Raw genomic sequence first — 12,436 nt, 5'->3', positions numbered from 1 at the left:
CGCACACCCATCCCTTCACGACAGCGCGTTTCAACCCGACCTCGGCTCGGGCGATGCCCCCTGCCGTTCTCGAGAGGTGAAGAAGCATGGACGAGGTGCAGCAGAGCCGTTCGAACCTCACCCGCCGCCGGATCCTCGGCGCCTCCGCGGCCGCCGCGGCGGTGATCGGCGGCGCCGGTGGGACCGTCGTGGCCACCGGCCCGGCGCTCGCCGGCGGCAACGGCCACGGTCACGGCAACGGGCGGCTGCGGGCCGAGCCGCTGATCCCGGCCCGCAACCGCGGCATCATCCTCTACAGCGTGCGCGACCGGATCACGGCGGCGCCGGACGACAGCGGTGTGCCGTACGGGTTCGAGCGGGTCCTCGCCCGGCTGGCCGAGCTGGGCTACAAGGAGATCGAGTTCGCCGGCTACAACCAGCACGAGTCGATCCTCGGCCGGCAGATCACGCCGCAGGAGATCCGCAAGATCCTCGACGACAACGGCCTGGTGGCGAACGGCGCGCACACCCAGATCAACGCGGCCACGTTCACGCAGCAGATGGACATCGCGCAGACGCTCGGCATGAAGAACATCGGCACCGGCTCGGACCCGACGAACAGCTCCTACACCAAGGACTGGGACGCGGCGGCCGACCTGTGGAACGAGTTGGGCCGCCAGGCCGCGCGCCGCGGGCTGCGGCTCTACACCCACAACCACGACGCGGCGTACGGTTTCCTGCTCGACGCCGGCCCGAAGGACGCGAACGGCAACCCGACCCGGTCGTCCGGCACCCGCAGGCTGGAGTACTTCTTCGGCCGGACGGACCCGCGCTACGTCTTCTTCGAGATGGACATCTTCTGGGGCTACGTGGCCCGCTACAAGCACCAGAAGTTCACCGACGCGCGCGGCCGGGAGCAGACCGACCTCTTCGACCCGATCATCACGGTCGCGGAGCGGACCAAGCGCTTCCCGCTGTTCCACGCCAAGGACGGCAACCGGAACACCGCCGTGCCCAACGGGTACGACATGGTCCCGCTCGGCGCGGGCGACATCAACTTCCAGCAGTTCTTCCAGACGATCGGCGAGCAGGACTTCCACCACGCCAACTGGGAGCAGGACACTGCACCCGGAGGCGCCGCGAACCCCGGCCAGTCGCTGTCGTTCGCGGAGTTGAGCTACCGGAACATGTCCGAGCTGACGATCTACAAGCGCTGAGTCAGCCCGACGAGAGGTGGAGTTGAACGTGCGACCCGACGAGGCCCTGCACCTGCGGCTGCTGCGGCTGCTGCGCGACCACGGCGCGATCTCCCGCGCCGAGCTCGCCGACCGGCTGCAGATCCCGCGTCCCCGGCTGCTCACGGAGCTGGACCGGCTCGCCGCCGCCGGCTTCGTCAGCGAGGCCGGCATGGCCGCGTCCCGGGGCGGGCGCCGCTCCACCCTCGTCGAGCTCCACCCGCGGCTGCGGTTCGCCGCGGTCGACCTGGGCGCCAGCTCGATCGACATCGAGGTGGTCAACGGCCGGCTGGAACCGGTCGCGGCGTACGCCGAGGCCTCCGACATCCGCTCCGGCCCGAAGGCGATCCTGCACCGGGTCAGCGAGCTGCTCGCCAAGGCGAAGGCGGACGGCGTCTACGAGCGGCTGGACGGCATCGGCGTCGGCGTGCCCGGCCCGGTCAGCTACCGCGACGGCGTGCCGGTGTCCCCGCCGATCATGCCGGGCTGGGACCGCTACCCGGTGCGCGAGCTGCTCGCCCGGGAGCACGGCTGCCCGGCCGTGGTGGACAACGACGTGAACATCATGGCGCTCGGCGAACGGCACGGCGGCGTCGCGCACAGCATCGACGACTTCCTGTACGTGAAGATCGGCACCGGCATCGGCTGCGGCATCTTCCTCTCCGGCCACGTCTACCGCGGCACGGACGGATGCGCCGGCGACATCGGGCACATCATGGCCGAGCCGCACGGCCCGGTCTGCTCGTGCGGCAACTCCGGCTGCCTGGAGGCGCTGTTCAGCGGCGCCGCGCTGGCCCGGGACGCGACCGCGGCCGGCCGCTCCGGCGCCTCACCCGCGCTCGCCGACCGGCTGGCCGCGACCGGCGCGCTGACCGCGCGGGACGTGGGCCTGGCCGCGGCCGAGGGCGACATCACCAGCATCGGCCTGATCCGCGACGGCGGTCGCCGGGTCGGCTCGGTGCTCGCCGGGCTGGTCAGCTTCGCGAACCCCTCCATGATCGTGATCGGTGGCGGCCTGGCCCAGCTCGGGCACGTGCTGCTCGCCGAGATCCGCAGCGTGGTCTACCGCCGCTCGCTGCCGCTGGCCACCGGCAACCTGCCGGTGGTCCTGTCCGAGCTGGCCTCCCGCGCGGGCGTCACCGGTGCCGCCGTGCTGGCCAGCGACGTCGCGTTCGAGCAGGCAGCCGAATGAGCGGGCGGGTGAGCGCGCCGACGGCGTCACGCCGGCCACGACGCGGCCGCAGCCCGGAGGGGAGCCCGGCATGAACGACAACGTGATCCTGAAGCTGACCGACGTGGTCAAGACGTTCCCCGGCGTGCGCGCGCTGGACGGCGTGCAGCTGGAGGTGCGCGCCGGCGAGGTGCACTGCCTGCTCGGGCAGAACGGCGCCGGCAAGTCCACCCTGATCAAGGTGCTGGCCGGGGTGCACCGCCCGGACAGCGGCCGCGTCGAGTGGCAGGGCAAGCCGGTCGAGTTCGCGAACCCGCAGGCCGCGATGCGCGCCGGGATCGCCACCATCTACCAGGAGCTCGACCTGGTCGACGACCTGTCGGTGGCGGAGAACGCGTTCCTCGGCCACGAGCCGCGCCGACTCGGCTTCGTCCGGCGCGGTGAGACCGCCCGCCGTACCGCGGAGATCCTGCACCGGCTCGGCCACGGCGAGATCCCGGCGCGCCGGCCGGTGCACCGGCTGCCGTCGGCCGGCAAGCAGATCGTGAGCATGGCCCGCGCGCTGTCGCACGACGCCAAGCTGATCATCATGGACGAGCCGAGCGCGGTGCTCGCGCACGACGAGGTCGGCAACCTGTTCCGGATCATCCGCGAGCTGACCGCGGCCGGCATCGCGGTCGTCTACATCTCGCACCGGATGGAGGAGATCCGCGAGATCGGCGACCGGGTGACCGTGCTGAAGGACGGCCGGACCACCGCGGCCGGCCTGTCCGCCCGCGAGACGCCCACGCGCGACCTGGTCACGAAGATGACCGGCCGGTCCATCGAGTACGTGTTCCCGGACCGGGTCACGCACGCCGCGGACACGGTGCCGCTGCTGGACGTGCGTGGGCTGACCCGGCACGGCGAGTTCGCGGACGTGTCGCTGACCGTGCGCCCCGGTGAGATCGTCGGCATCGCCGGCCTGGTCGGGTCCGGCCGCTCCGAGCTGCTCGAGACGATCTTCGGCGCGCGCCGCGCGGAGGCCGGCACGGTCACCATGAACGGCCGGCGGCTGCGCCCCGGCAGCGTCGGCGCGGCGGTCCGGGCCGGCATCGGCATGGCGCCGGAGGAGCGCAAGAGCCAGGCGCTGCTGCTCGACGAGCCGATCTACCGCAACGTGACGCTGGCCGGGTTCAGCCGGTTCGCGGCCGGCGGGTTCACCCGCACCGGGCGGGAGACCGCGTCCGCCCGCGCGGTCGCGGAACGGCTCGACCTGCGCCCGCCGGACGTCCGCCGCCCGGTGCGGCAGCTGTCCGGCGGTAACCAGCAGAAGGTCGTGGTCGGCCGCTGGCTGGTCGGCACCGGCCCGCGCAACGGCGGCCCGCAGGACCCGGACGGCACCCCGACCCGCCTGCTGCTGCTGGACGAGCCGACCCGCGGCGTGGACGTCGGCGCGCGCGCCGAGCTCTACCAGGTGATCCGCGATCTGGCCGCGGCCGGCCTGGGCGTGCTGCTGGTCTCCAGCGAGGTGCCCGAGGTGCTCGGCCTGTCCGACCGGGTGCTGATCATGCGCGAGGGCAGCATGATCCACGAGGCGCCCGGCGGGACGCTCGACGAGGAAACGGTACTGGACATGATCATGGCGGGTTCGCTCACCACCGGAGCGCTCGCGGCCGAGACGGACACCACCGAGGGGGAAGCGGCATGAAGGCCACGACGGCGGACCCGGGCACCCGCCCGGAGATACGCAAGGACGGCGGCGACGTGTTGCGCCGCTGGTGGACGAGTGAGGGCAACGAGTTCGCCGGGCGGAACCTGGCGCTGATCGGCGTGCTCGTGGTGCTGGTCGCGCTCGGCGTGCTGACCCGGCCGGACCTCTACGGCGACCCGGAGTGGGTGCGCAACAACATCTTCACGATCCTGCAGCAGGCGTCCGCGATCGGCGTGGTCACGGTCGGCATGACCTTCGTGATCATCGGCGGCGGCATCGACCTGTCGGTCGGCGCGATCATGGCGCTGGCCGGCGTCTGGGCCACCACGGTGGCCACCCAGAGCTTCGGCGCGGGCGGCATGATCTTCACGGCGATCGCGGTCGGCGTCGGCACCGGCCTGGTCAACGGCCTGCTCATCTCGTACGGCCGGCTGGTCCCGTTCATCGCGACGCTGGCCATGATGGTGGCGGCGCGCGGCCTGGCCGCCTCGATCTCCGGCAAGCAGACGCAGATCTCGGGCAACGCCACGATCAACGGCATCGCATCGACCGAGATCCTCGGCGTACCGCTGCTGGTGGTCATCCTGGTCGTGGTCGTCGCGGCCGGCTGGGTGCTGCTCAACCGCACCACGTTCGGCCGGCGCACGGTCGCGGTCGGCGGCAACCCGGAGGCGGCCCGGCTCGCCGGCATCAACGTCCGGTGGCACACGCTGCTGCTCTACGCGCTCTCCGGGCTGTGCTGCGGCATCGGCGCGCTGATGCTGACCGCGCAGGCGAACTCCGCGCAGGCCGCGATGGCGAACCTGTACGAGCTGGACGCGATCGCCGCCGCGATCATCGGTGGCACGCTGCTCTCCGGCGGGCGCGGCACGATCGTCGGCGCGCTCTTCGGTGTGCTGGTCTTCTCCACGATCACGAACCTGTTCGCGATCAACAACCTCACCACCGAGTCGCAGAACATGATCAAGGGCGGCATCATCGTCGCCGCGGTGCTGATCCAGCAGTTCCGGTTCGGCTCGCTGACCAAACTCTTCTCCCGCAAGCCATGACCGGGGCGTCCCCCGGGGCGCCTCGTTCGCGAAACAGCACATAGGCGGCCGTCACGATCGAGACGGCGGCCGGGCACCGCACATCCTGAAATCGATCCGAGAGCGAGGATTCCATGATCCAGGACGCTTCCCGCCGCCGCCTGCTGTTCGGCGGCGCCATGGTCGGCGCGGGCGCGCTGCTCGCCGCCTGCACCAGCAACGAGCAGGGCCCGAGCACGGCGCAGACCAAGGGACCGGAGGGCGACAACGCGAACGCGGCGCCCGGGAAGGCCGTCACCATCGGCTTCTCCGCGCCGGCCGCCGACCACGGCTGGATGGCCGCGATCACGAACAACGCGAAGGCGCAGGCCGCCGCGTACTCCGACGTGACCTTCAACAGCGTGGAGGCGGGCGCGGACGCGGCCGCCCAGCGCGCGGCGCTGGACACGCTCATCTCGCAGAAGCCGGACGCGATCGTCATGCTCCCGCACGACGGCAAGGAGCTGACCGCGTCCGGCCTGAAGGCGATGCAGGCCGGCATCCCGGTGATCAACCTGGACCGGGCGTTCACCCAGGCGCTCGCGTACCGCGTGATGATCAAGGGTGACAACTACGGCATGGGCGTCTCGGCCGGCAACTACGTGGTCGCGCAGATGAAGGCGAAGGGCGTCACCAACCCGGTGATCGGCGAGATCGCCGGGATCGACTCCCTCGAGCTGACCCAGGAGCGCTCGCAGGGCTTCAAGGACGCGCTGGCCGCGGCCGGCTTCACGGTCGCGAACCGGCGCGCCGCCGAGTTCACCGTCGACTCCGGGCAGCGCGAGGCGACGAACCTGCTGCAGGCGCTGCCGAAGATCGACGCGCTCTGGAACCACGACGACGACCAGGGCGTCGGCGTGCTCGCCGCGGTCAGCCAGGCCAACCGCACCGAGTTCATCATGGTCGGCGGCGCCGGCTCGAAGGCCGCGATCGAGGCGATCCAGGCGGACAACACCGTGCTCAAGGCCACGGTGACCTACAGCCCGTCGATGGCCTCGTCCGCGATCTCGCTGGCCCGGCTGGTCGCGCAGGGCCGCGGCCTGTCCGACCTGGTGGAGCTGGCCGTGCCGAAGGACATCACGCTCGCGTCCGAAACGATCACCAAGGAGAACGCGGCGAACTACCTTCAGCTTGGGTTCTGATCACACTTCTTTACAGACAGGGAGCTTTCCGTGGGCGAGCTGCGCATCGGGATGGTCGGTTACGCGTTCATGGGCGAGGCACACTCGCAGGCGTGGCGGACCGTGAACCGCGTCTACGACCTGCCCGTACGCGCCCGCATGTCGCTGATCGCGGGCCGGGACAAGGCGAACGTGGCCGCGGCCGCGGACCGGCTCGGGTGGGACGAGCACACCACCGACTGGCGTGACCTGATCAACCGGGACGACATCGACCTGGTCGACATCTGTACGCCGGGCGACTCGCACGCGGAGATCGCGTGTGCCGCGCTCGCCGCCGGCAAGCACGTGCTCTGCGAGAAACCCCTGGCCAACACGGTCGAGGAGGCCCGGGCGATGGTCGCCGCGGCGGACACCGCCCGGGAGCGCGGGGTCCGCGCGATGTGCGGGTTCACCTACCGCCGCGTACCGGCCGTCACGTTCATGCGTCAGCTGATCGCGGACGGCCGGCTCGGCGACCTGCGGCACGTCCGGGCCGTCTACCTGCAGGACTGGATCACCGATCCGGAGTTCCCGCTGGTCTGGCGGCTGCAGAAGGACAAGGCCGGGTCCGGGGCGCTGGGCGACATCGGCGCGCACATCATCGACATGACGCAGTTCGTCACCGGGCAGTCCATCACCGGCGTGTCCGGGCTGACCGAGACGTTCGTCCGGGAGCGCCCGCTGCCGTCGGCCGACGGTGCGGCGCTCGGCGCGGCGAAGGCCGCTGAAACGAGCAAAGGCCAGGTCACGGTGGACGACGCGGCGCTCTTCGTGGCGCGGCTGTCCGGTGGCGCGGTCGCCACGTTCGAGGCGACGCGGATGGCGACCGGGCGCAAGAACGGGCTGCGCATCGAGGTGAACGGCACCAAGGGCTCGCTGGCGTTCGACCTGGAGCGGCTCAACGAGCTCGAGTTCTACGACGCCACGCTGCCGGGCACGGAGCTGGGATTCCGGCGGATCCTGGTCACCGAACCCGAGCACCCGTACCTGTCCGCGTGGTGGCCCACCGGTCACCTCATCGGGTACGAGCACGGCTTCACGCACCAGGCCCGTGACCTGCTGGAGGCGATCGGCAACGGCACCGATCCGCTCCCGTCGTTCGCGGACGCGCTCGGCGTGCAGCTCGTCCTGGACGCGGTGGAGAAGTCCGCCGGGTCCGGCTCCTGGACCCAGGTGTAACGAGACTCCTCGGGCCGCGCCGGCGAGGGGCCGGCACGCGGTTGCGCCCCGCGTGACGGTGAGCGGGCGCGGCCCGAGGTACAGCACCACCCAGCACCACCTTGGCGGATGTGGCACCGCGCCAGGGGTGAGGCACAACCCCCGTGCCCGTGGCGGGGCGTTTCGGATCGGCACCGGCCCGAAGCGCCTCACTGACCCCGGAGGAACACCATGACAAGATCCGTCCGTCGATGGCTGGCATCCGTGGCAGGCCTGGTCATCGCCCTTCCGATCCTGGCCGCCGCACCGGCTCATGCCGAGCCGTCCCACCCCGACACCCTGATCACCACCGAGAACGGTCCCGAGGCGCTCCGGTCCGGCGCGCGCAAGCCCGGTTCGTACCGGGTGCTGGTCTTCACGAAGACGACCGGCGAGCGCCGGGCGTCCATCCCGGCCGCGGTCGCCGCGATCCGCCTGATGGGCGTGGCGAACGGCTTCCGGGTGGACGAGACCGCGAACGCGGGCGCGTTCACCGCGGCGAACCTCGGCCGGTACCGCGCGGTGGTCTTCCTGAACACCACCGGCGACGTGCTGAACGACGCGCAGCAGTCCGCGTTCGAGCAGTACTTCACGAACGGCGGCGGCTACCTCGGCGTGCACGCGGCCGCGGAGACCGAGCCGGACTGGGACTTCTACCGCGACCTGGTCGGCACGTCCGTGTCCGGCAGGCTCCCGGTCGAGGACGCCACGATCGACGTGGCGGACCGGGCGCACCCGTCCACCGAGCGGATCGCGCGCAAGCTGACGCTGTCCGAGGAGTGGTACAACTTCGCCGGCACCGTGCGCGGCACCGCGCACGTGCTGGCCACGCTGGACGAGTCCACGGTCACCGGCGGGACCATGGGGCACGACCACCCGGTCTCCTGGTGCCGTGACTACCAGGGCGGGCGCACGTTCTACACCGGACTCGGCCACTCCACCCGGTCCTACCTGGACTCGTCGTTCCGCCGGCACCTGCTCGGCGGGCTGCAGTGGGCGGCCGGCGTGGTGGAGGGCGACTGCGGCGCGACCGTGACCGGCAACTACGAGAAGGTCGTGCTGAACGACGAGCCCGGCGAGCCGATGTCGCTGGCCGTGCTGCCGGACGGCCGCGTGCTGCACAACACGCGCGGTGGCCAGGTCCGCCTGTACGACCCGGCCAGCGGCGCCAGCCCGGTGATCAACACGATCGAGGTCTACCAGCACGACGAGGACGGGCTGCAGTCGGTCGCGCTCGACCCGCAGTTCGCGACGAACGGCTGGGTCTACATCTACTACGCGCCCCGGCTGGACACGCCGACCACGGACGCGCCGGTGACCAGCCCGGATCCGGCCGTGTGGGACGCGTACAAGGGCTACAACCAGCTGTCCCGGGTCAAGTTCGTGGAGACGCCCACGCCGCACCTGGACATGAGCACGGAACAGCAGATCATGCGGGTGGACGTGGACCGCGGCGTCTGCTGCCACGTGGCCGGCGAGATCAAGTTCGACGGCAACGGGCTGCTCTACCTGGTCACCGGCGACGACACGAACGCGGGCGGCTCGGACGGCTACACGCCGATCAACGAGTCGCCGACGCAGGGGCCGGGCTACGACGCGCAGCGCTCCTCGGGCAACACCAACGACCTGCGCGGCAAGGTGCTGCGGATCCGGGTCAACGCGGACGGCACCTACGGCATCCCGGCCGGGAACCTCTTCGACGAGCGTCGCGACACGGCCGGCAAGACCCGGCCGGAGATCTTCCTGATGGGGCTGCGCAACCCGTTCCGGTTCGACGTGGACGAGCGCGGCTACGTGTACGTCGGTGACTACTCGCCGGACTCGCAGGTGCCGTCCGCCACGCGCGGGCCGGAGGGGACCGGCCGCTGGTTCGCCACGAACAAGGCCGGCAACTACGGCTGGCCGTACTGCTACTCGCCCACGCTGCCCTACATCGACTACGACTTCGTCACCAAGCAGTCGAAGGGCGCGTTCGACTGCGCGGCGCCGGTCAACGACTCGCCGCGCAACACCGGCCTGACCACGCTCCCGGGCGTGGCGCAGCCGGACTTCTGGTACACGTTCCAGGCCCGTACCCCGTGTGCCGGCTCGTACCTGTCGAACCCGCCGACCACGTGTGACTTCAAGTGGCCGGTGATCGGCACCGGTGGCGTCGGGCCGATGGGCGGGCCGGTCTACGACTACGACCCGCGTTCGGCGTCCGAGTCGAAGTTCCCCGAGTACTACGACAACGCCGTCGTCTTCGGCGAGTTCACCCGCGACAAGATCTTCATGATGCGGACCGACGGCAACGGCAACCTGACCGGCGTCGAACAGTTCCTGCCCGGCGTCGTGTTCGACAACCCGATGGACATGGAGTACGGCCCGGACGGCAACCTCTACGTCCTCGAGTACGGCGACGGGTTCTTCCGGGCCAACCCGGACGCGGCGCTGTCCGTGATCCGCTACGCCAAGGGCACCCGTGCCCCGGTCGCCGCGATCGAGGCCACGCCGGACAACGGGCAGGCGCCGCTGACCGTGCAGTTCTCCTCCGAGGGCACCTACGACCCGGATCCGGGCGAGTCCATCTCGTACGCCTGGGACTTCACCTCGGACGGCACGGTCGACTCCGCCGACCCGAACCCGGCGTTCACCTACACCGCGAACGGCGTCTACACCGCGCGTCTCACGGTGACCGACTCCAGCGGCAAGACCGCGCAGCTCACCCACCAGATCGTGGTCGGCAACACGCGGCCCACGGTCACGGTCACCTCGCCGATCTCCGGCACGTTCTTCAACTGGGGTGACACGGTCCCGTGGACCGTCACCGTCACCGACCCGGAGGACGGCCCGATCGACTGCTCGCGGGTCACGGTCTCGTTCGTGCTCGGCCACGACACGCACGGCCACGGCATGAGCGACGCCAACGGCTGCTCCGGATCGTTCGTCTCACCGGCGGACGGCGCGGACCACGCCGGCGGCTACCTGTACGGCGCGATCAGTGCGAAGTACACCGACCTGGGCGCGAACGGTCAGCCGGCGCTGGAGGACGTCGACCAGGCCGTGCTCCAGACCTGGCGTCAGCAGGCCGAGTTCGCGCAGCAGCAGCTCGGCGTGACCACGGCCAACACGAACGACACCGGCGGGGGCACCCACCTGACCGGCTTCGACCCGAACGAGTACGTCGCGTTCGACCCGATCAACCTGGGCGGCGTCGGCACGGTCACGCTCCGGTACGCGGGCGGCTCCGCCGCCACCGCCGGGCAGCCCCGCGCCACCGTGACGCTACGGCTCGACGCACCCGACGGCCCGATCGTCGGCAGCGCCACGCTCGCCGCCACCGCGTCCGGCACCACCTGGGCGTCGCAGACCGTCCCGGTCTCCGCGGCACCCGGATCCCACCGGCTCTACCTGGTCACCGGCGGCGTCGAGGGCGGGCCCACCACCGGCCTGTTCAACCTGAACTGGGTCGAGTTCGCTCCACAGTAAATGTTCCGCTACTACATGTAACAAGCGGGTCGTACAGTGCACCCGCCACGAACCCCCGTCCGTCGCGTCGCCCCGGGTCCCCGGGGCGGCCGCCCGACGACCGCCGACTGACGGCGCCACCCCGGGTGGTGCCACCCCGGAAGGCGCGGCGGACGGGGCCACCTCACCATCGGAGGTCGGTCCCAGTGTCCTTCGTCTCCCCCCGCACCGGCGTCTGGCTCATCGGCGCCAGAGGCTCCGTCGCCACCACCGCGATCACCGGCGCGCTCGCCGTCCGGGCCGGCCTGGCCGGCACCGACGGCTGCGTCACCGAGCTGCCCGCGCTGGCCCGGCCCTCGCTCCCGCCCATCCCGTCGCTGGTCTTCGGCGGCCACGACATCACCGACACCCCGCTGCCGAAGAAGGCGGAGGCGCTCGGCGCCGCCGGCGTGCTCCCCGCGCACCTGGCCGCCGCGCTGTGCTCCGAACTGTCCGACGTGGACGCGGCCGTGCTGCCGCTGCCCGCGACCGTGGACGGCATCGCGCGCGACATCGTGCGCTTCCGCGAGTCCAACGACCTCGACCGGGTTGTCGTCATCAACGTGGCGAGCACGGAACCCGTACCCTCGGATGATCTTGAAAATGCGGATCTGGACGCGCTGCCACCCAGCTCGCGCGCCGCGTTCGCCGCGTTCCTGGCCGGCGCGTCGTTCGTGGACTTCACGCCGTCCACCGGCGCGCGACTGCCGATGCTGGACGCGCTCGCGCGGGAACGCGGCGTCCCCTACGGCGGCAGCGACGGCAAGACCGGTGAGACGCTGGTCAAGTCCGTGCTCGCGCCGATGTTCGCCGCCCGCAACCTGCGCGTGCGCAGCTGGTCCGGGCTCAACCTGCTCGGCGGCGGCGACGGTGCCCGGCTCGCCGACCCGGCCGCGAACGCCGCCAAGACCGCCAGCAAGCAGCGCGTCCTCGCGGACACGCTCGGCTACGAGCCGCAGGGCACCACCAGGATCGACTACGTGGAGACGCTCGGCGACTTCAAGGCCGCCTGGGACCTGATCAGCTTCACCGGCTTCCTCGGCACCGGCATGCGGATGGAGTTCACCTGGCACGGCTGCGACTCCGCGCTCGCCGCGCCGCTCATCCTGGACCTGGCCCGGCTCACCGCCGCCGCCCACGCGGCCGGCCGCACCGGTCCGCTGCCGGAGCTCGCCTTCTTCTTCAAGGACCCGATCGGCACGGCCCAGGGCGCGCTCGCCGACCAGTGGTCCCGCCTCGTCTCGTTCGTCGACGACCTTTCCCCCACCCACACCGGTACGGCCGACGCCCGCCCCGCCACGCCCGCACTCCCACCGGCCGCACCGCCGGTCCCCGGTGGCGACCCGGCGCCGGGCGCCGCCGCGGACACCATTTCGCACCCCACCGCCGGTCGGGCCGGCCCGTCCGACGCGGCCGCCGGTCCGCACGACGCCGCCGGCCCGCACGCC

The 12,436-nt window shown here is 71.7% G+C and carries 7 protein-coding genes and 1 pseudogene; all 8 read left to right on the top strand.

Going from position 1 to position 12,436, the window contains the following annotated elements; translation table 11 throughout:
• The first annotated feature begins 86 nt into the window (after nt 1-86).
• Nucleotides 87-1,196, top strand: coding sequence for a sugar phosphate isomerase/epimerase family protein (locus tag J2S44_RS42565; protein WP_310429332.1), 1,110 nt, complete (start codon nt 87-89; stop codon nt 1,194-1,196).
• 28 nt (nt 1,197-1,224) lie between these two features.
• On the top strand, nt 1,225-2,406 hold the full coding sequence (locus tag J2S44_RS42560; RefSeq protein WP_310429330.1) for an ROK family transcriptional regulator: 1,182 nt from the start codon (nt 1,225-1,227) through the stop codon (nt 2,404-2,406).
• 70 nt (nt 2,407-2,476) lie between these two features.
• A complete protein-coding gene (locus tag J2S44_RS42555) occupies nt 2,477-4,075 on the top strand; it encodes a sugar ABC transporter ATP-binding protein (protein ID WP_310429328.1) in 1,599 nt (532 codons plus the stop codon).
• On the top strand, nt 4,072-5,127 hold the full coding sequence (locus tag J2S44_RS42550; protein WP_310429326.1) for an ABC transporter permease: 1,056 nt from the start codon (nt 4,072-4,074) through the stop codon (nt 5,125-5,127). Before J2S44_RS42555 ends, J2S44_RS42550 begins: the two co-directional genes overlap by 4 nt.
• A gap of 113 nt (nt 5,128-5,240) precedes the next feature.
• On the top strand, nt 5,241-6,287 hold the full coding sequence (locus tag J2S44_RS42545; protein ID WP_310429324.1) for a substrate-binding domain-containing protein: 1,047 nt from the start codon (nt 5,241-5,243) through the stop codon (nt 6,285-6,287).
• Between the two features lie 51 nt (nt 6,288-6,338).
• Nucleotides 6,339-7,484 carry a Gfo/Idh/MocA family protein gene (locus J2S44_RS42540; RefSeq protein ID WP_310430159.1) on the top strand — a complete coding sequence of 382 codons (1,146 nt, stop codon included), beginning with the start codon at nt 6,339-6,341 and terminating at the stop codon, nt 7,482-7,484.
• A gap of 210 nt (nt 7,485-7,694) precedes the next feature.
• Entirely contained in the window at nt 7,695-10,970 is a 3,276-nt protein-coding gene (locus tag J2S44_RS42535) for a ThuA domain-containing protein (protein ID WP_310429322.1), read from the top strand.
• Between the two features lie 185 nt (nt 10,971-11,155).
• Nucleotides 11,156-12,265, top strand: a pseudogene (locus J2S44_RS42530) (inositol-3-phosphate synthase); the annotation flags it as partial.
• Between the last annotated feature and the right edge of the window lie 171 nt (nt 12,266-12,436).

Origin of the sequence: Catenuloplanes niger (assembly GCF_031458255.1) — a bacterium.
GTDB lineage: Bacteria > Actinomycetota > Actinomycetes > Mycobacteriales > Micromonosporaceae > Catenuloplanes > Catenuloplanes niger.
The sequence above is the reverse complement of the archived record's forward strand: the minus strand, read 5'-3'. Positions and strand labels throughout refer to the sequence as shown.